Genomic DNA, 19,515 nt, shown 5'->3' with positions numbered 1-19,515 from the left:
CAAGCTCCCTCGCCACGGGTACGGTGCTGGCCTTGATTGACGGTTATCAGGACCGCGGCCCGTGTCTGGATGGAACATCCGCGCGCCTTTCAAGCTCTACCCCAAGAGCCCCGAAAGGACCCCACCCCATGAAAGCGCTGAAAATCGCCACCTTCAATGTCAACGGCCTGCGTGCCCGCCTGCCCAACCTGCTGCAATGGCTGGCGCGCGAGCAGCCGGATATCGTCTGCCTGCAAGAACTCAAGGCGCCGGAAAGCCTGTTTCCCTTTGCTGATTTCGAAGCGGCCGGCTACGGCGCGATCTGCCTGGGCCAGGCCTCGTGGAACGGTGTGGCGATTCTGGCCAAGGATGCGCAACCGCTGGAAAGCCGGCGCGGCCTGCCCGGTGACGACAGCGACGAGCAAAGCCGCTACATCGAAGCGGCCGTGCATGGCGTGTTGGTCGGCTGCCTGTACCTGCCCAACGGCAACCCGCAACCGGGTCCGAAATTCGACTACAAACTGGCCTGGTTCGAACGCCTGATCGACTACGCCCAGGCGTTGCAGGCCAGTGATCATCCGGTGTTGCTGGCCGGGGATTTCAATGTGGTGCCCACCGACCTGGACATCTACAACCCGCGTTCCTGGCTCAAGGATGCGTTGCTGCAGCCCGAGAGTCGCGCCTGCTATCAACGCTTGCTCGAACAGGGCTGGACCGATTCATTGCGTCATCTGTATCCCGAAGAGCGGGTGTACACGTTCTGGGATTATTTTCGCCAGCATTGGCAGAAGAATTCCGGCCTGCGCATTGACCACCTGTTGCTCAACCCCGCGCTCAAGCCCTATCTCAAGGACGCGGGTGTCGACGCCTGGGTGCGCAACGAGCCGCATGCCAGCGACCACGCGCCGACCTGGATACAGCTCGGTACGCGCAAGAAGCGTTAACCGGCCGGCGTCGTGCCGAGCAGGCGCTCGACGGCCGCAAACGCGGCATCACGGCGCGCCTGCCAGTCGCCCCGGATCACCACCACAGGCTGGCGATGCGCGTGCAGCCAATCCAGGCTGGCCTGAAAGAACGCACGGCGGTCCGCCAGTTGCGGTTGGCAACGTTGGCCGTCGGCGCTCCATTCCACGTCTTCCGGCGACAGCAACAGGTGCAGATCGTAGTGACGCGCCAGCAGTTCGCTGTCGAGCCAGCCGGGGCAGTCGCCAAACAGGGTCTGGCTCCAGAGCTGGTTGGTCAGCAGGTGGGTGTCGAGGATCAGCACTTCAGGCTGCGCCGCGCGGGCGGCGTCTTCCCAGGCCAACTGGCCCTGGGCGATCGCCGGGATGTCTGCCAGGCAGGTGTCGCGCTGATGATGGTCGATGAAATAACGCACGTATTCGCCCACCATCAACCCGCCAAAATGCGCGTGAAGTTCGGCCGCCAGCCAGCTTTTGCCGCTGGATTCAGGGCCTGCCAGTACCACCACTTTCATGCGCGTAACGCCGGGTCGGCGCGCCATTCACGCCAGCCTTGCACGGCAATCACGGTGAACAGCGCATAGAGCGCGGCGGTGAGGTAGAGGCCTTTGTAGAGAAACAGCCCGACGAAAATCACATCCACCACGATCCACAGCGGCCAGCACTGCAGACGTTTTTGCGCCATCCACACCTGCGCCACCAGGCTGAAGCCGGTGAGGGCCGCGTCAAGCCAGGGCTGGGCGGCGTCGGTCCAGTGGGCCATGGCGGCACCGAGCAACAGGCTGAACACCGCGCCGACCGCCAGGCTGGTCATGATCGCCGGCCAGCCCAGGCTGCTGACCTGCCGGCCCTGCTTGACCGCGCCGGCACGGGTCCATTGCCACCAGCCGTAGAGTTGCAGCACGGCGTAGACCACCTGCAACAGCATGTCGGAATAGAGTTTCACGTCGAAGAACACCCAGGTGTAGAGCAACACCATTACCAGGCCGATGGGCCAGCACCAGGGGTTTTGCTTGACCGTCAGCCAGACAGCGATCACCCCCAAGGCGGCGGCGAACAATTCAAGCCCGGACATGGCGGTTCCTTGGGAGAGTGGAAGAGGGCGCTGATTGTACCTACAGGCCATCCATCCTCAAACAGCGGTGTTGCCCAAGGCTGACTGATCGTTCCCACGCTCCCGCGTGGGAATGCAGCCCGTGACGCTCTGCGTCACCTGTGCGAGCGGGTGGCGGGACGCGGAGCGTCCCAGGAGGCATCCCCACGCGGAGCGTGGGGACGATCAGGGTTAACGGCGTCAGACCTTGAATTGGCGCAGCAGCCCATCAAGCTGTTCACTCAAGCCCCGTAGCTGCGCGCTTGCCACACTGGACTGCTCGGCCGCCAGCGCGGTGCTCTGGGACAAACCCGCCGCCTGGGTGACGTTCTGGTTGATGTCTTCGACCACATGGGCCTGTTGCAGGGTGGCACTGGCAATCGAGGCGTTCAGGCCGTTGAGGTTATGCAGCGCCTGGCCGATGGCACTGAGGCTGGCGCCCGCCAGGCCGGCTTGTTCGATGGTCAGTTGCGACGCGCTGTGGCTGTCGCTGATCACCTTGACCGCCGCTTCCGAATGGCCTTGCAGCCGTTCGATCATCGTCTGGATTTCAGCGGTGGACTTCTGCGTACGCTGGGCCAGCAAGCGCACTTCGTCGGCCACCACGGCAAAGCCACGGCCCTGCTCGCCGGCGCGGGCGGCCTCGATGGCGGCGTTGAGGGCGAGCAGGTTGGTCTGGTCGGCAATGGAACGAATCACTTCCAGTACGCCGCCGATCTGTGTGCTTTCACTGGACAGGGTACGGATAACGTCCACGGCCTGGCTGATGGTGCTGGAAAGCTGGTCGATCCGTTGCAGACTGCCGTCGATGTTGACCTGGCCTTGTTGCGCCTGGGCCTGGGCATCGCGCATTTCGCTGGCGGCGTGTTCGGCGTTCTTGGCCACGTCCTGCACGCCGTAGGTGACTTCATTGACGGCGGTGGCCACCAGTTCCATCTGCTGCGACTGCTGCTGGCTGCGGTCGTGGGCCTGGCTGGCGTTGTGGCCCAACTCGGTCGACGACTCGCCCAGGGCGTTGGCGCACACCTGCAGTTGGCCGACCACCTGGCGCAACTTGGCGGTGAAGGTGTTGAAGTGCCGGGACAGTTGGGTAACCTCGTCACGTCCGTGGGTGTCGAGGCTGCGGGTCAGGTCGCTTTCGCCGCTGGCGATGTTGCCCATGGCGTTCACCGCCGCCTGCAACGGCTGCACGATGCTGCGCGCGATCAACAGCACCAGCAGGGTCATGATCAGCGCGATGGCCAGGCCGATGGCCGAGGCTTTCCACACCTGGCCGGTGAACTCGGCCTGCACGTCGTCCACGTAGACGCCCGAACCAATGATCCAGCCCCAGGGTTCGAACAATTGGATGTAGGAGGTTTTTTCCACTGGCGCATCGGCGCCCGGCTTTGGCCAGCGGTAATTGACGATGCCGGCGCCCTTGGCCTTGGCCAGGATCACGAACTCATTGAACACGGCAAACCCGTCCGGGTCGCGGATCGCCGAAAGGTTCTTGCCGTCCAGCTTGGGGTTGGCAGCGTGCATGATCATCACGGGGGTGAGGTCGTTGATCCAGAAGTAATCGTCGTGGTCGTAACGCAGGCCGCGCACCGCGCTCAAGGCTTGCTGCTGCGCCGCTTCGCGGGTGAGCGCGCCGGTTTTCTCCAGGTTCTGGTAGTAGCTCAACACACCGCTGGCGGTTTGCACCACGTGCTGGGTCTGTTGGCGCTTGGCCTGGTAGAGGTCGCCATGGATCTGTTTGAGCATCAACGCGCCCAAGGTCAGCAGCATCAGCACGGCGACTATCAGGATCAGCCAGAGGCGTCGGCTGATCGACATATTGCGCAAACTGTTCATCGTCCTGTCACTCCGTGCCTTTTATAATTGTGGGTGTTGCATCGACTTTTACGGCTTGTCTGATAGGCTTTCGGCCCGTAATCGAAAAACCTGAGTACTGCCTGATTTTTCACGCAATTTTTGCAGTCCGGCATTGAGAATCAACGCCGGGCGCTGCAGCGCGCTCGTTTTCAGTGAACCTTAAAAAATACTGAGAGGCACGCCAGGCGCGTGACCTTTGGAGAAAGCATGGATTTTTGGACCGCCATACAGGCATTGATTCTTGGCGTAGTCGAGGGGCTGACGGAGTTCCTGCCGATCTCCAGCACCGGCCACCAGATCATCGTCGCCGACCTGATCAATTTCGGCGGCGAGCGTTTCGAAGCCTTCAATATCATTATCCAACTGGGCGCGATCCTGGCGGTGGTCTGGGAGTTTCGCCGCAAGATCCTCGATGTGGTGATCGGCTTGCCCACCCAGCGCAATGCCCAGCGGTTCACCGTAAACCTGATCATCGCCGTGTTGCCGGCAGTGGTCCTGGGGGTGATTTTCGCTGACCTGATCAAGCATTACCTGTTCAACCCGATCACCGTGGCCACGGCGTTGGTGGTAGGTGGCGTGATCATGCTATGGGCTGAACGTCGCCAACATGCCGTTCATGCCGAAACCGTGGACGACATCACCTGGAAAGACGCACTCAAGGTCGGCATCGCTCAGTGCCTGGCAATGATCCCCGGTACTTCGCGCTCCGGTGCGACGATCATCGGCGGCCTGCTGTTCGGCCTGTCGCGCAAGACCGCCACCGAGTTTTCGTTCTTCCTGGCGATGCCGACCATGGTCGGTGCAGCGCTGTACTCGGGCTACAAATACCGCGACCTGTTCCAGCCGGCGGACCTGCCGGTGTTCGCCATTGGGTTTGTCACCTCGTTCATCTTCGCGATGATCGCGGTCAAGGGCCTGCTCAAATTCATCGCCAACCACAGCTACGCAGCCTTTGCCTGGTACCGCATCGCGTTCGGCCTGGTGATCCTGGCGACCTGGCAATTCGGCTGGATCGACTGGACAGCCGTCAAGCCATGAACATTCAGCATCCGCGCCTGAAGGCATTGATCTTCATGCTGCTGTGCGCCGCGCCGCTACTGGGTTCGGCGCTGCTGTGGCATCGCGGCGACACCGTCATTCCGCTGGCGGCGTACGGGGTGGTCAGCGTGATGGCGTTCTTTATGTACTGGAGCGACAAGCGCAAGGCGCAGACAGAAGCGCGGCGCATCCCGGAAAACATCCTGCACGCCGTCGAGCTGGCGGGGGGTTGGCCGGGTGCGTTGATCGCACAGCAGGTGTTTCGGCACAAGACGCGCAAGGTGTCCTACCAGGTGCTGTTCTGGGTGATCGTGCTGCTGCACCAAGTGTTCTGGCTGGACCAGCTGTTTCTCGGCGGTACGCTGCTTTCAGTCCTCTAGCAACAACCCGACCTGTGTGCGCTTGGGCAGCTTGCTCACCACCAACTGGTGGGAGCGCTGCAACAAGCCACGCAGTTCTTCGGGCCCCAGCGGGTAGGGCGTGTTCATGATGATCCACTGCGCGCGTGCCAGGTAGGGCGCCGGGTGGATGCCTGGGCGATCGACATGCCCTAGAAACAGCTCCTTGTCGACCTTGAACGCCAATGAATCGCCGCGCAGGTTCTGCAGCGCGAACATCTTGTTGCCGGCAATCGAGAACACCCGCACGCCGCCCCATTTGTAGTCTTCCCGCGCGCTCGGCAGGCTCAGGCAGAAGTGCGCGACTTGTGCTTCGGTCATGCTCATAACAGGCGATCTCCACAGCCCTTGAAGCCTTCTTCCAGGTAATCGATCCAGGCGCGGATAGCCGGCAGCACACCGCGTCGGTGCGGGTACACGGCCTGCAACCAGCCGCCGGGCAGCGACCATTGCGGCAGCAGTTGCACCAGTCGGCCGCTGGCCAGTTCCTCTTCGCAATACATCATCGGCAGCTGGGTGAAACCCACGCCCATCAGGGCGCTGGTCTTGCGCACGATAAAATCTTCGATGCCCAGGCGTGCTTCCATCACCAGCTCATGGGCGTTGCCCTGTGGGTCGATGATGCGCTGGTGCACCATGCGGTCGGCTTCGAGTGCACCCATCATCGGCAGTTGTTTGAGGTCGTCCAGGGTTTCTACCCGCCGATTGCTCACCAGCGCCGGGCTCGCCACCAGCACCGTGTGCGCCTCGCGCAAGCGTTTGGTCACCAGCAGCGGGTCTTCGTCGCCCAACTCGCGCACGCGCAGCGCGACGTCGATGCCTTCGGCCACCAGGTCGACGCGGCGGTTGACCAGGGTCATGTCCAGTTGCACCAGCGGGTGCGCGGCGAGAAACCCGGCCACCAGTTCCGGCAGGATCTGCTGCGCCAGGCCGACCGGGCACGTGACCCGCAGACGCCCGCGCGGCTCGCTGGACATACTGGCCACCGCTTCATCGGCCATCTCTGCTTCCAGCAACATCGCCTGGCAGTGGCGCAGGTAGCGTTCGCCCACGGCGGTCAGGGTCAGTTGCCGGGTGGTGCGCTGCAGCAGGCGCGCGCCAAGGCGTTCTTCGAGCTCGGCAATGCGCCGTGACAGCCGCGATTTGGGGATGCCCAACAGGCGGCCGGCAGCGGCGAAACCGCCGGCTTCGACGACTTTGGCGAAATAGTAGAGGTCGTTGAGGTCTTGCATGGTCAGCCTATTGTCCCGTCAGTAGGACAATCTATCGCATTCCAGGTGGCTTATCGACCATTGGTTGGGTGCGTAGCATCAACACCATCTGATCGCCCCTGACGATCCCACCTCGGAGACTCACCATGAAACTGTTGCATATCGATTCCAGCATCCTCGGCGACAACTCGGCTTCCCGTCAGCTCAGCGCCGGTGTGGTCAAGGCATGGCAAGTCGCCGAGCCGGGCGTGCAAGTGACTTACCGTGACCTGGCCAGCGAAGGGATCAACCACTTCTCCGGCGCCACCCTGGGCGCCCTGGGCACCGCCGCCGAATTGCGCGATGCAGCGCAAAAGCACGAAGCCGAACTGAGCGCATCGTCGCTGGCTGAATTCCTCGCCGCCGATGCCGTGGTGGTGGGTGCGCCAATGTACAACTTCACTATCCCGACCCAGCTCAAGGCCTGGATCGACCGCATCGCCGTCGCCGGCCAGACCTTCCGCTACACCGAAGCCGGCCCTGAAGGCCTGTGCGGCAACAAGAAGGTCATCATTGTCTCTACCGCCGGTGGCCTGCACGCCGGCCAGGCGTCGGGCGCTGCTCATGAAGGTTATTTGAAGCTGCTGTTTGGCTTCCTTGGCATCACCGACATCGAAATCGTACGGGCTGAAGGCCTGGCCTACGGTGACGAAGTGCGCAGCAAGGCGTTGAGCGACGCCAACGTGCTTATTAACGAACAGTTGTTCGCCGCCGCGTAAGACTTGTGTAAATTTGCGCCTGGCCCGGTTTCAATCTGAAGCCGGGCGCCTAAACTCTGTATTCTGATCGCCTGAGCGCGAGCGGAGTACGGAGTTTTTGTTTTATGGCCCAGGTTATGCAGGCTTGGGTTCATTGCCCCGGAATTTTCAGACGACCTGCCGACTCTCATGCAGCAAAGGTGGACATCCCATGATGCGACTCTGTGCTGGTCTGGTTCTTACCCTCTGCGGGAGCCTGCTTTCGGTGCAGGCCGCCCCTGCGCCGCATCCGCATTGGAGCGTGGGCTTTCATCGCATGAGCGTGATCGACCCGCTGGATGAGCAGCCGATGAAGGCCATTGCGTTTTACCCCTCCACCGACGCCGAGCACGCCACCGTGTTGGGTGCCTATCATGTGGCTGCGGGGGAAGACGCCAAGGTGGCCATCGGCCGTTTTCCGATGCTGATGTTGTCCCATGGCAATACCGGCACGCCGCTGGCCCTGCATGACCTGGCCACTTCGCTGGCGCGCAAGGGCTTTGTGGTGGTGGCGGTGCTGCACCCCGGCGACAACTACAAGGACCACAGCCGCCTGGGCACCGTGAGCAACCTGTACGGTCGGCCGATCCAGATTTCCCAGGCGATCACCGCAGCACTGGGCGACCCGATGCTGTCGCCTTTCGTCGACGTCGACCAGGTGGGGGTGATCGGCTATTCCGCCGGCGGCGAGACTGCGCTGATCCTGGCCGGTGCCAAACCTGATTTCGAGCGCCTGCGCCGCTATTGCCAGGAACGTCCGCAAGACCGGGACGCCTGCACCACCAAAGGCGAGCTGGTGGTCGACCGTGACGACCTGCAGCCCCAGGCCGACCCGCGCATCCACGCGCTGATGCTGATGGCGCCATTGAGCCTGATGTTTGGTCGTCACACCCTGGCAGACGTGCACGTGCCGGTGTTGCTCTACAGCGGCGATGGCGACCAATTGGTGGCCGTGGACAAGAACGCCGCCGCCCTCGCGCGCAAGCTGCCGGAGCCGCCAGACTTCAAACTGCTGGCCGGGGCAGGGCACTTCGTGTTCATGGCGCCGTGCGACAGTGACCAGTTGGCGACGATGCCCGCCATCTGCACCGATGCCGACGGGGTTGACCGCGAAGGTATCCACCGCGATCTGATCTCCGAGGCCGGGCGCTTTTTCAGTCACACCCTCGGCGAGGCCACCCGCGCCGGGCTACAGACGGCTGATCAGTAAGCGCGACGCTTGAGCAGCACGGTCAGCGTCAGCGCGGTGACGGACAGCAGCGCCGCGCAGAAGAAGATCCAGCCGTAGCCGAGGTTCAGTGCCACCGCCCCCATCAACGGTCCGGCAATCGCCAGGGCCAGGTCGAAAAACACCGCGTACGCACTCAGCCCGGCGCCACGGCTGCTGTCCGGCACGCGCTTGATGGCCTCCACCCCGAGCGCTGGGTAGACCAGCGACAAGCCGAAACCGGTCAACCCGGCGCCGATCAACGCTACGCCGGTCGACGGCGCCAGCCACAACAGCGTAAGGCCCAGGGTCTCGATGAGCATGCAGCCGATGGCGGCGGTGAAGCCGCCCACGCGGCTGATGGCCGAAATGAACAGCAGGCGCGACGCGATAAAACACACGCCAAACACCGTCAGGCAATACGCCGCGCCGGTCCAGCCGCGATTGAGGTAATACAAGGTGATAAAGGTGGTCAGCGTGCCGTAGCCAATCGAGGCCAGGCACAGGCTGGCGCCAAACGGGGCGATGCGTCCGAACACCGCCCAGAATGGCAGGCGCTCGCCGCGCACCACCGGCACCGAAGGCTTATTGCGGATCAGCACCAGGCCCAGTGCGGCCAACACACTCAACGCCAAGCCCAGGCTGGCGAAGCCATAGTCGGCCACCATCACCACCCCCAGCGGCGCGCCAATGGCGATAGCGCCGTAGGAAGCAATGCCATTCCAGGAAATCGAGCGGGCGGTGTGCTCGGTGCCCACCGCGCCCATGCACCAGCTGATGGTGCCCACGCCAATCAGGCCCTGGGCCACCCCCAGCAGCAACCGGCCGACGATCAGCACCGCCAGGCTAAGCGCGGGGATGCCCTCAAGCAGCACCGCGATAAATGTCAGCACGCCGCTGATCAGGATGCCGGCCAGGCCCAGCACAATCGCGCGTTTGGTGCCGACGTTGTCCGACATGCGCCCGGCCATTGGCCGACTGAGCAAGGTGGCCAGGTACTGCGAACCGATGGTGACGCCGGCCACCACGGCGCTGTAGCCCAGATGTTCGTGCACATAGCCAGGAATCACCGCAATCGGCAGGCCGATGCAGATAAAGGCGATGAACGTGTAGAAGACGATGGAGACGATCTGCAGGGTGATCGACAGGGAGGAGGGGGCGGCAGGCATGTGAACTCGTTCGCTGGCGGGCGGTATGGCCATGATGGCATAACCCGGTAGCAAATGTGGGAGGGGGCTTGCCCCCGATAGCGGAGTGCCAGTCAATGGATGTATTGACTCAAGACACTGCCATCGGGGGCAAGCCCCCTCCCACATGTTGACCTGTTTGGCCCGGCAGCTATGCGCCGTTCTTAAAACACCACACCCTGGCTACGCAGGTAGTCGTCATAGGTACCGCTGAAGTCGATCACGCCGCTGGCGCTCAACTCGATGATGCGGGTGGCCAAAGACGATACGAACTCACGGTCGTGGCTGACGAAGATCAGCGTGCCCGGGTAGTTCTCCAGCGCCAGGTTCAGCGCTTCGATGGATTCCATGTCCAAGTGGTTGGTCGGTTCGTCCATGATCAACACGTTCGGCTTTTGCAGGATCAGCTTGCCGAACAGCATGCGGCCTTGCTCACCACCGGAAATCACCTTTACGGACTTCTGGATCTCGTCGTTGGAAAACAGCATGCGGCCCAGGGTGCCACGGATCATTTGCTCGCCCTGGGTCCACTGGCCCATCCAGTCAAACAGGGTGACGTCGTCTTCGAAGTCATGGGCGTGGTCCTGGGCGTAATAGCCCAGTTCGGCGGCGTCGGTCCACTTGATGCTACCGGCATCCGGCGTCAGTTCGTTGACCAGGGTGCGCAGCAGGGTGGTCTTGCCGATACCGTTCGGGCCGATGATCGCCACGCGTTCGCCGGCTTCAACCTGGAAGCTGAAGTCCTTGAACAACGGCTTGCCGTCGAAACCCTTGGCCATTTTTTCGACCATGACAGCCTGGCGGTGCAGCTTCTTGTTCTGATCGAAACGGATGAACGGGCTCACACGGCTCGACGGCTTGACCTCGGCCAGCTGGATCTTGTCGATCGCCTTGGCGCGGGACGTGGCCTGCTTGGCTTTCGAGGCGTTGGCCGAGAAGCGGCTGACGAACGATTGCAGCTCGGAAATCTGCGCCTTCTTCTTAGCGTTGTCCGACAGCAATTGCTCGCGGGACTGGGTCGCCACGGTCATGTACTCGTCGTAGTTGCCCGGGAACAGGCGCAGCTCGCCGTAGTCCAGGTCAGCCATGTGGGTGCACACGCTGTTGAGGAAGTGACGGTCGTGAGAGATGATGATCATCAGGCTGTTACGCTGGGTCAGGATGTTTTCCAGCCAGCGAATGGTGTTGATGTCCAGGTGGTTGGTCGGTTCGTCGAGCAACAGCACTTCCGGGTCGGAGAACAGCGCCTGGGCCAGCAATACGCGCAGTTTCCAGCCAGGCGAGACTTCGCTCATCGGGCCGAAATGCTGTTCCAGCGGGATGCCCAGGCCCAGCAGCAGCTCACCGGCACGGGATTCGGCGGTGTAGCCGTCCATCTCGGCGAACTCGGTTTCCAGCTCGGCCACGGCCATGCCGTCTTCTTCGCTCATTTCCGGCAGCGAGTAGATGCGGTCGCGCTCGGCCTTGACCTTCCACAGCTCTTCGTGGCCCATGATCACGGTGTCGAGCACGGTGAATTCTTCGTAGGCGAACTGGTCCTGGCGCAGCTTGCCCAGGCGCACGTTCGGCTCCAGCATGACCTGGCCACCGGACGGGTCGAGGTCGCCGCCGAGGATTTTCATGAAGGTCGACTTGCCGCAACCGTTGGCACCGATCAAACCATAGCGGTTGCCGGCGCCGAACTTGACCGAGACGTTCTCGAAGAGCGGCTTGGCGCCGAACTGCATGGTGATGTTAGCTGTGGAGATCAATTACTTTACCTATCAATAGCTTAGGGTGCGCTTATTTGAACTGGGACCAATTTGGGACCAATCTGGAGCTTGTGCATTTCGCTCCAGTCCGAGCTTGAGTTGATCCAACGCGCATAAGTCGAGAGCAGCATCTGCACACTGTGGCCGAGCTGCTGGGAGATGAAGGCGGGGTTCATGCCAGACATAATGCATATTGTCGCATAGGTGTGGCGACAGGTGTATGGCGCCGCGCACTCCCTGGCAAATTGAAGGGCGTGCATGGAGCCAACGTAAGGGGTAAATCTCCTTTTTGCTTCGCTTGGGCAGCTCAAGGATGGCCGCTGGCTTCTTTGGCATTGACGCCCCGGGCACTGCTGAATCCAGGAGGGCGGACAGCGTTGAGATGGCGTTGCGCTTAACGCCGGGCGACTTCCACTCACTGATGGTCATGGCCCTGCGCGGCAGCGTGGTTGTGATCAGGCCGATTCGCACCAGGGCCAGGCCGGGCATCCAAAGCCAAATTGACCTTGCGCAACTGCGGCTGTAAATTCTGCGGTCAATTAGTCAAGTACCATTGGAGCGCGCACGCATGGAAGTGAATACCACTCAAAACGAGTACCGAAAGCCAGACAACCTGGCCGGATTGGGGCGTCGGCTTGGAGGGCAGTGGATTGACTCGTTAATTACCCTCTTTGTGCTATTTCTCGTCGGGCGCGCGGCTGAGTTTGTTGGTTTTTCTCCAGATGTGGTCGCTATCCTGGCTTTTGGCACTGCTGCGGCGTACTACCTGTTCTCCGACGCAATGCCCAACGGTCAAAGTGTGGGTAAAAAACTGCTGGGGATGTCAGTCATTGATGAGCGCAGCCACCTTAACTGCAATCTATATCAATCCTTTATGCGAAACATCACGACGCCCATTCTGAGTTTTGTTGACTGGATATTTATTTTCTTTGGCTCACGCAAGCGCTTAGGAGACATGCTCGCCTCCACCATAGTCGTCCGATTCAAGCCGCTATAACGGGTGTACAGACCTGCCAAAGCAAAGAGGGAGCGACAGGCGGATTTTGTTAGCGGCGGTGGCCGCGTTATTCAGAGGCTGAGGCAAGCGGCGGGTAGGTAGGGCGATCATCAGCGCTGCTATTAACGCCGAAGACCAGATGTAGCGCTCCCTGAAAAAGTGGTATTGATCAAGCCATTCGAACAATGGCTGATCAGAAACTCGTCTTTTTTATATCTCCATGCTTGCTCTGTAGATAAACCGTATAAGGCAACAGTATCGTGTCCGTCGCTCCAGACAAGGCCATATCCAGCACAATCAACGCCGCTGAGGGAGATCCTTCAAAGCCTGTGCTGCGTCTTGGCTCAGCATCAAGCGTGCAGTAATCAAAAACGGCTCCGCTGTAGATTCTTGGAACTGAATCACAGTGCGAATTCCATCTGGCAAGCTTGTTGCCCACGATAGCGTCGTCTCTGAACGTGGTATTGACGGTTCCACAACCTGACGCAGATAAGGCTGCAAACATCATCAGAATGAATTTCGAGTACATCACATGGCTCCCTGCCACAAAACATATAGGTTAGCCGAAGTCGCGTATTGCGGCTTTTTTTTGCCTGAAGAAAAGCATGGGCGCAGCATAAAAGCTCGAGATCCAAGGCGCCAAGAAATTGCCATACTTCAAAGACCTGCACGCGCTCCTGTCAGGTAACTCGCCCGCTTGACGCAGTAGTAAAATGGAACTTACAGCTGCTTTGCAAACCGTTCTACCGCCCCCAGGACTTCTCGGGCGCCAGATTGAATTTCCAGTATCACGCTTCCTGCTTGTTGAGCGAGCATTAGCCCTTGCTCCGCCTGGGTGCGACTGTTGCCCATGTTAGCGACAGCTTCGTCGACTAAAAGCCGATTTTTTTGCACCACCGCTACGATTTCCTCAGTCGCGTTACTGGTTCGTCCTGCCAGTTGTCGTACTTCGTCTGCGACTACCGCAAATCCTCTACCTTGTTCTCCTGCTCGTGCAGCCTCGATTGCCGCGTTCAATGCCAAAAGATTGGTTTGCGCAGCGATTCCACCGATCGTTTGTACCATGGAGCTGATCAGATATGACTGCTTACCGAGCGCTTCAATCCCTTCCGAAGCAGACGATATTTGGTCGACGATTTTGTTCATCGTGCCCACGGTCTCCTGAACAACATCAGCGCCCCGATTTGCCGAAATATCAGTTTGCTGTGATACCTCGTAGGCCGTGCTCGCTGCTGTACTGATTTCCTGTTCACGCTGGACTTGATCGGTGACCAAGGTAGCGAACTTTACGATTTTGTACAGTTTCCCGCTGTTGTCATAAACAGGGTTGTAGGTGGCTTCAAGCCAAATGTCCCGGCCAGAACTATCGATTCTTTTGAATCGATTGGCCACGAAGTTCCCCTCGTTGAGCGTTTTCCAAAACTGCTGATATTCCGGGGAAGAGGTATAGGCGGGCTCACAAAATATGCTGTGATGCTTTCCAACCAATTGTGCAAGTGAATAGCCAACCGCATTCAAGAAGTTTGCATTTGCAGTGATGATCTTGCCCGATGTGTCGAATTCTATCACTGCGGTAGATCTGAGCAGCGCCTGGATAAACTCACCGTTTTCACGCGCCTTGTCTATAGAGTCGGTGGCATCCACGCCATAACAGGTCATGTGGGTTACACGGCCATCTTCATCTTTTGTCGGACACCAGGCTGCGTGTATCCAAACCAGCCGGCCATTGGCTGCGATGTATCGATAGTCATCACTGACTGATTTCCCTTCGGACAGGGCACGCATGAAGTTTTTATAACAGGGCAGTTCCTTGACGTACGTGGGGGAGATCGTGCCTAGTGAGGCACCTAGCAATTTCTCCTGTTCGTAGCCCACCAGCGTTGCAAAGTTCTGATTGACGCGGGTGATCGTCATGTTGCTATCGACGGTCATGGTCATCATTTCGGAATTGACGCCATCCTGTAGTTGTTGCTGTCTTTTAACTTCACCCTTTAATTCCATTAGCTCTTTGTTTAAAGTTTTATTAAACATATGAGTTCCCTGTATTAAGTCGCTTAAGTGGAGCTATAGCAGAAAAACAACAAAGCCAGCTGGCTAAGCATTTTGGGGGGCGTTTTTTGCCGTTTCCCAATTGTAGTTGAAGGTGTGTGCTGGCGAAAAAAATATTAATGCAGTCAGGTTGTATATATTTAGCGGGGCTCAATTGCAGTAACTGAAATGTTGCCTATAATCCGGCGCCACGAGGACGGCCGGGGTCAATTGATAAAATGTCATTAGATCGGCATTCGGCATGGGCTTGAATTTGCCCGTTGGGATCCGTCTTGTTGTCGCTTATGTCAGGCGACCGTTGTATGGCGAGCGAAGGATGGCTTCGCCAATGTCTCCGGCATGGCCAGCAAAACCAGCAGCAAGGCCATGGCGGCGACCCCGGCCAGGGTCAGGAAGGCGGCGTTGTAGCCGGCCAACTGCACCACGAAGCCGGCCAGGCTGCTGCTCAGCGCTGCGCCCAGGCCAAATACGGTCGACAACGCGCCGAGGCTGACGTTGAAGCGGCCGCTGCCTTGGGTCAGGTCCTTGACGATCACGGGGAACAACGCGCCGAAAATGCCTGCGCCGATGCCATCGAGCATCTGCACCGCAACCAGCCAGTAGGGGTCGCTGGACAAGGTATAGAGCACGCCGCGCAGTGGCAGGATCATGAACCCGGCCAGCAGCAGTGGCTTGCGCCCCCACAGGTCGGCCTTGGCCCCCACCAGCATCGCCGTCGGCACCATCACCAGTTGCGCGGCGACGATGCAGGCCGACGTCAACGGCGTGGCCATCTGCAGATTGATCTGCGACAGCTTCTGACTGACCAGCGGCAGCATCGCCGCATTGGCCAGGTGAAACAGCGCGCAGCAAATGGCGAACAGCAACAAAGGACGGTTGGCCAGCAACACAGCCAGGCCTGAGGGCTGCTCATGGTCAGTGTGATGCGCCGGGTCGAAGCCGCGAGCCACTTCGTGGTCGATCGCGTTGGCCGGGACACAGGCGACCGCGATGACACTGGCGATGGCCATAAACGCCATCAGGTAGAACACCACCACCGGCCCGAACAGATACGCCAGCCCCCCGGCCAGCAATGCCGCGACCGCGTTGCCGGCGTGATTGAAGGTTTCGTTGCGCCCGGTACGCCGGGTAAACGCGCGTGGCCCGGTGATCCCGAGGGAAATCGCGGAAATCGCCGGGGCAAACACTGACGCGGCGATGGCGCTGGCGGCCTGGGTCAGCGCCACCCAGCCGAACGAACTGACAAAGGGCAGCATCAGGCAACTGAGCGTGACCAGCAGCGCGGCAAGCGCAATCACTGCGCGCTTGCTGCGGGTACGGTCGATCAGCGCGCCCGCCGGCCCTTGGGTAATCAGCCCGCAGATGCCTGCCAGGGTCATGACCACCCCAATGCTGGCCGGATCCCATTGGTGTACCGCCAGCAGATAAATCGCCAGGTAGGGGCCCAAGCCGTCGCGCACATCGGCGAGGAAGAAATTCAGGCTGTCCAGGGACAGGGCAGTGCGCAGGTCTGAGTGATGGGCCACGAGGCAACCTTCCAGAGCGCTGTCCAGGGGCTGAACAGGCGTTGGGCTAGTGACTCGGGCGGCTTGCGATAAGTTTCGTGGCGGCCTGAGGTTTTCTGCGACGCTTGGTGAAGCTGGTTTTCGCGCGCAAAAAAAAGCCCGCGAATGATTGCGGGCCAAGGGGATTCACTGGAGTAGGTAGGCTTCACCCTATATGCCGGAAAGTGAAGGCCTTGTGAAAATGCCGTGATCAAACCGGATAAGGGTGCCGTTCAAGCCCTACGCACGAAGGTGCGCATGGTTTGCCCAGGGCCTGTGCTGAATACGGTTGGTCGCGGCATGCCTTCATCGACCGCGATAAACACAAAATCATCGCCTTCGAGCCGGTAGCTGGCCGGTAGCGACTTGCCGGCGTCCTCGCCGATGGCGTCTATCCAGGTGATGCTCTTGGGCGTGGTGTCGGCATCCAGAACAAAATGCCCAGCCAGCAAAATATCGCCATCGAGCGTGACAACCTCAAATGTGTCCTCGCGGATCGTGGTAATCGCACCCGGCGCGCTATGGGCGTCGGCCGGGTTGAGGACGCCGTTGTCTTCCAGGGCCGTTTGCTCCCAGACGCCTTGCAGGGCGTGGAAATCCGTGACTGATGCAGATGACATGCAAGTTCCTTTTGCTGGAGGGCGAGGTGGACAGTTGTAACCGCAGTGTAACGGTGGTTCCGGTGGCAGGATTTTTTTCTTTATAAGACAGCCATTTGACAGCTTTTTCATGTTGTATTGACTACGCTTGAAGCGTGATCAGTCCCACAAGAATATGTCGTTGCGGCTACATGTAGACATAAATCCGAAATAATCCTTTTAATAGTGGGATTTTTCGTCAGTCTGAGTGGTCAGACTGCCACCGTTCCGCTGTGCTCAGGGCGTTGTCCCTGATCTGGAAGCCATTAATGCAACTGTCAAATGATGGCCTTTTAGTATTAATTTAAGGTGTTTCTATTTTGAATCGAACTTCCCCGCCTGCGCCCGCTGCAGCGTCTGATGAAATTGATCTGTTTGAATTGTTTAATGCCATCTGGCGGCAAAAAAAGCTGATCGTGGGTTGTACGGTTCTGGCAGGCGTTCTAGGCGCGGGCTATGCCTTCCTGGCACCCAAGACCTACGAGGTCAGCAGCGTGCTGCGGCCCGCGGCGATCAACGAACTGGATGCGTTGAACCGCTCCGAAGTGTACAAATTGCCGCCCGCCGATGCATTGCTCAAAGTGGGCGCGCAACTGGACTCCTACGAGGCGCGCCTGGGCTTCTTCAAAGACCACGAAGAATTGTTCAAGGCGTTTCAGAAGCCAGGGCAAACCCTGGAGCAGAGCTTTGAAGCCTTCAACCGCAATTCGGTCAATCTGATCCTGCCGGACCCGAAGAAGTCCGACTCACTGAGCAACTATATTCGCCTGGAGTTGCAGTACCCGACCGATGTTGACGGGGTGAAAATTCTCAATGGGTTTGTCGACTACGCCATTGCCGCAGAGCGTCAGCAGGTTGGCGCCGACCTCAAGGTGATCGTGAACAACCGCCTGACTGAGCTCAAAGGCAAGATCGACGCGGCTCGCGCCAACTACGATACCGACAAGGAATCGAAGATCGCCAAGCTGCTCGAGGCGGACCGGCTCAAGCGCGCCCAATTGCAGGATGAGCTCAGTGCCCTGCGCTTGCAGATGAAAATGGAGCGTACCAACCGCCTGGCGGAATTGGCCGAAGCCATCAGCATTGCCCAGTCCATGGGCATCAGGACACCGACCACGCCATCGTCCATGGCCGACTCCACGCGAACCGGTTCGAGCCAGGTGATGCGTACTGAAGTCAACAATCAGAAGATTCCGCTGTATTTCATGGGTACCGAGGCGCTGGAGGCTGAGCGTGCCGCGCTGCAAAAACGCACCAGCGATGACTTCACCAACCCGCGTATTGCCGAAATCGGTAAAGAGCTTCAACTCTTGGACTCCAATCGGGAAGTTGAAGTGCTGCGCAAGCGTGCCAATGAAGACATCTTCCTGCAGGACGTCGAGCCGCTTCGCGCCGAAGTCGCCAGGCTGCGTGGCTTGAACATCGACATGAGCAATCTGAAACTGGTGACCATCGACCGCCGTGCCCAGGAGCCTCTGTCGCCGATCAAACCGAAAAAATCCCTGGTGATTGCGTTGAGCCTGGTGGGCGGGCTGCTGCTGGGCGTGATGATCGCGCTGATCCGCCATCTGATGCTTAACCAGCGTCGCGCTCTACCTTACTCGGCACTGGAAGACAGCAGCTTTTCCCGCCGCGAGCGTAAGGACGATCAGCTGTAAGGCGTAGCAATGCCCTCTGGCGGGCGGGCCCTGGAGCCCGCCTGCTCACCCCTCCCAGCACACTTCATCGACAGCTTTTCACAATTCTTAGTTAACCTTTGGTTACAAAGTATGGCTAAATAACGGCCAATGGTCATACACCGCATGGTTCTCCAGCCGGTTGTGTCACCTGTATGTGAATTGTGATTTCAGGTGCTGCTTATCCATCCTCGGCCGTTGTGGGCGCGCAGGAGCAGCCTGTTCTCTCCCTGACGTGTGACGAATCCCTTGAAACTCATCATTGTTGCTCTCTACGTTGCCTCCATCGCGTATGTACATCTGCGTGGCCGGGTGCGACACAAGCTGGGCCGCCAGCTTAGCGATCACTCGACGTTTTTGGCGCCGATCAACTGCTTCCTGTACCTGTTCTCCAGACAACCGAGCCGTCCCTTCCTGTCGCCCAGCGACTTTCCGGACCTGAGCCCGTTGCAGGAACACTGGGAAGAGATTCGCCAGGAAGGTCAGAACCTGATGCGCGCCGGGGAGATCAAGCGTTCGGAGCAGTACAACGACGTGGGTTTCAACTCGTTTTTCAAGTCCGGCTGGAAGCGCTTCTATCTCAAGTGGTACGGCGACAGTCATCCGTCGGCGATGAAGCTGTGCCCGCGCACCACTGAGTTGGTGCAAAGCATCGGCTCGATCAAGGCGGCGATGTTCGCCGAGCTGCCGCCAGGGTCCAAGCTGGTGCGTCACCGTGATCCGTACGCAGGCTCCTACCGTTATCACCTGGGGCTCGATACCCCTAACGATCCGGGTTGCTATATCAATGTGGACGGCGAGAGTTATTACTGGCGCGATGGCGAACCGGTGATGTTCGACGAGACCTACATTCACTACGCGGAGAACACCACGGCGCATAACCGCATCATTCTGTTCTGCGACATCGAACGGCCGATGAAATACCGCTGGGCCGCCGCGTTCAACCGCTGGTTCAGCCGCAACGTGATGGCCGCCGCGGGTTCGCCCAATGATGAGGGCGACAAGACCGGCGGCCTCAACCGGGCGTTTACCCGCTTGTACAAAATCCGGTTGCGCGGCAAAGAACTCAAAAAGCGCAACCGTACGCGGTATTACCTGGAAAAGTGGGCGATCTTCGCCGGCTTGGCGCTGATCTTCATCCTCATCTGAACC

General features: G+C 59.6%; 18 protein-coding genes and 4 pseudogenes. 8 read left to right on the top strand and 14 right to left on the bottom strand.

Features of this window, described 5'->3' with window-relative positions:
- Positions 1-128 precede the first annotated feature (128 nt).
- Positions 129-923: an exodeoxyribonuclease III gene (gene xth, locus SC318_RS14460; protein ID WP_320427328.1), complete on the top strand. Its 795-nt coding sequence runs from the start codon at positions 129-131 to the stop codon at positions 921-923.
- Here the strand turns inward: xth and SC318_RS14455 are convergent.
- The 4 genes and pseudogenes from SC318_RS14455 to SC318_RS27085 form a co-directional block, all read right to left on the bottom strand.
- Complete coding sequence (locus SC318_RS14455; protein ID WP_320431238.1) at positions 920-1,456, bottom strand: ATP/GTP-binding protein; 537 nt, start codon at positions 1,454-1,456, stop codon at positions 920-922. The genes xth and SC318_RS14455 overlap by 4 nt on opposite strands.
- Positions 1,453-2,016 (bottom strand): nicotinamide riboside transporter PnuC, encoded by a 564-nt coding sequence (gene pnuC, locus SC318_RS14450; protein ID WP_320427327.1) that lies wholly within the window; start codon positions 2,014-2,016, stop codon positions 1,453-1,455. Before pnuC ends, SC318_RS14455 begins: the two co-directional genes overlap by 4 nt.
- Positions 2,017-2,235: 219 nt before the next feature.
- Positions 2,236-2,970, bottom strand: a complete 735-nt coding sequence (locus SC318_RS27090; protein ID WP_413817644.1) for a methyl-accepting chemotaxis protein — start codon at positions 2,968-2,970, stop codon at positions 2,236-2,238.
- Between the two features lie 120 nt (positions 2,971-3,090).
- Positions 3,091-3,780 (bottom strand): annotated as a pseudogene (locus SC318_RS27085) (cache domain-containing protein); the annotation flags it as partial.
- 318 nt (positions 3,781-4,098) lie between these two features.
- Here SC318_RS27085 and SC318_RS14440 point away from each other — a divergent pair.
- Positions 4,099-4,929 (top strand): undecaprenyl-diphosphate phosphatase, encoded by an 831-nt coding sequence (locus tag SC318_RS14440; protein ID WP_320427325.1) that lies wholly within the window; start codon positions 4,099-4,101, stop codon positions 4,927-4,929.
- Complete coding sequence (locus SC318_RS14435) at positions 4,926-5,309, top strand: DUF1294 domain-containing protein (RefSeq protein WP_320427324.1); 384 nt, start codon at positions 4,926-4,928, stop codon at positions 5,307-5,309. Before SC318_RS14440 ends, SC318_RS14435 begins: the two co-directional genes overlap by 4 nt.
- Here the strand turns inward: SC318_RS14435 and SC318_RS14430 are convergent.
- Positions 5,298-5,654, bottom strand: coding sequence for an MmcQ/YjbR family DNA-binding protein (locus SC318_RS14430; RefSeq protein ID WP_320427323.1), 357 nt, complete (start codon positions 5,652-5,654; stop codon positions 5,298-5,300). The two genes, SC318_RS14435 and SC318_RS14430, sit on opposite strands and share 12 nt — an antisense overlap.
- Positions 5,651-6,559 carry a LysR substrate-binding domain-containing protein gene (locus tag SC318_RS14425; protein ID WP_320427322.1) on the bottom strand — a complete coding sequence of 303 codons (909 nt, stop codon included), beginning with the start codon at positions 6,557-6,559 and terminating at the stop codon, positions 5,651-5,653. Before SC318_RS14425 ends, SC318_RS14430 begins: the two co-directional genes overlap by 4 nt.
- 125 nt (positions 6,560-6,684) lie before the next feature.
- Between SC318_RS14425 and SC318_RS14420 the strand changes: the two genes are divergently transcribed.
- Together SC318_RS14420 and SC318_RS14415 are read left to right on the top strand one after the other, a co-directional pair.
- Entirely contained in the window at positions 6,685-7,296 is a 612-nt protein-coding gene (locus tag SC318_RS14420) for an FMN-dependent NADH-azoreductase (RefSeq protein ID WP_320427321.1), read from the top strand.
- Positions 7,297-7,486: 190 nt separating this feature from the next.
- Positions 7,487-8,524: an alpha/beta hydrolase family protein gene (locus tag SC318_RS14415; RefSeq protein WP_320427320.1), complete on the top strand. Its 1,038-nt coding sequence runs from the start codon at positions 7,487-7,489 to the stop codon at positions 8,522-8,524.
- On the opposite strand, the gene SC318_RS14410 is transcribed toward SC318_RS14415, so the two are convergent.
- The 3 genes and pseudogenes from SC318_RS14410 to SC318_RS14400 form a co-directional block, all read right to left on the bottom strand.
- Positions 8,518-9,690: an MFS transporter gene (locus SC318_RS14410; protein WP_320427319.1), complete on the bottom strand. Its 1,173-nt coding sequence runs from the start codon at positions 9,688-9,690 to the stop codon at positions 8,518-8,520. The two genes, SC318_RS14415 and SC318_RS14410, sit on opposite strands and share 7 nt — an antisense overlap.
- 182 nt (positions 9,691-9,872) lie before the next feature.
- Positions 9,873-11,459, bottom strand: a complete 1,587-nt coding sequence (locus SC318_RS14405) for an ABC-F family ATPase (RefSeq protein ID WP_320427318.1) — start codon at positions 11,457-11,459, stop codon at positions 9,873-9,875.
- Positions 11,460-11,479: 20 nt separating this feature from the next.
- Positions 11,480-11,951 (bottom strand): annotated as a pseudogene (locus SC318_RS14400) (hypothetical protein); the annotation flags it as partial.
- 76 nt (positions 11,952-12,027) lie between these two features.
- Between SC318_RS14400 and SC318_RS14395 the strand changes: the two are divergent.
- Complete coding sequence (locus tag SC318_RS14395; protein ID WP_320427317.1) at positions 12,028-12,456, top strand: RDD family protein; 429 nt, start codon at positions 12,028-12,030, stop codon at positions 12,454-12,456.
- A 193-nt stretch (positions 12,457-12,649) separates the two neighbouring features.
- On the opposite strand, the gene SC318_RS14390 is transcribed toward SC318_RS14395, so the two are convergent.
- The 5 genes and pseudogenes from SC318_RS14390 to SC318_RS14375 all read right to left on the bottom strand — a co-directional run bounded on the left by SC318_RS14390 (position 12,650) and on the right by SC318_RS14375 (position 16,669).
- Positions 12,650-12,985, bottom strand: a complete 336-nt coding sequence (locus SC318_RS14390) for a YceK/YidQ family lipoprotein (RefSeq protein ID WP_320427316.1) — start codon at positions 12,983-12,985, stop codon at positions 12,650-12,652.
- A 191-nt stretch (positions 12,986-13,176) separates the two neighbouring features.
- Positions 13,177-13,611: pseudogene (locus SC318_RS27080) on the bottom strand (methyl-accepting chemotaxis protein); the annotation flags it as partial.
- A gap of 99 nt (positions 13,612-13,710) precedes the next feature.
- Positions 13,711-14,394, bottom strand: a pseudogene (locus SC318_RS27075) (PAS domain-containing protein); the annotation flags it as partial.
- A 398-nt stretch (positions 14,395-14,792) separates the two neighbouring features.
- Positions 14,793-16,031 (bottom strand): MFS transporter, encoded by a 1,239-nt coding sequence (locus tag SC318_RS14380; RefSeq protein ID WP_320427314.1) that lies wholly within the window; start codon positions 16,029-16,031, stop codon positions 14,793-14,795.
- A 251-nt stretch (positions 16,032-16,282) separates the two neighbouring features.
- Positions 16,283-16,669, bottom strand: coding sequence for a TIGR03067 domain-containing protein (locus SC318_RS14375; RefSeq protein ID WP_320427313.1), 387 nt, complete (start codon positions 16,667-16,669; stop codon positions 16,283-16,285).
- A 338-nt stretch (positions 16,670-17,007) separates the two neighbouring features.
- On the opposite strand from SC318_RS14375, the gene SC318_RS14370 reads away from it, so the two are divergent.
- Positions 17,008-18,345, top strand: coding sequence for a Wzz/FepE/Etk N-terminal domain-containing protein (locus SC318_RS14370; RefSeq protein ID WP_320427312.1), 1,338 nt, complete (start codon positions 17,008-17,010; stop codon positions 18,343-18,345).
- Positions 18,346-18,612: 267 nt separating this feature from the next.
- Positions 18,613-19,512 carry a lipid A hydroxylase LpxO gene (gene lpxO / locus SC318_RS14365; protein WP_306493213.1) on the top strand — a complete coding sequence of 300 codons (900 nt, stop codon included), beginning with the start codon at positions 18,613-18,615 and terminating at the stop codon, positions 19,510-19,512.
- The last annotated feature ends 3 nt before the right edge of the window (positions 19,513-19,515 follow it).

Source organism: Pseudomonas sp. MUP55, from assembly GCF_034043515.1.
In the GTDB taxonomy this organism is placed as follows: Bacteria; Pseudomonadota; Gammaproteobacteria; order Pseudomonadales; family Pseudomonadaceae; genus Aquipseudomonas.
This window is presented reverse-complemented; position numbering and strand designations above follow the sequence as displayed.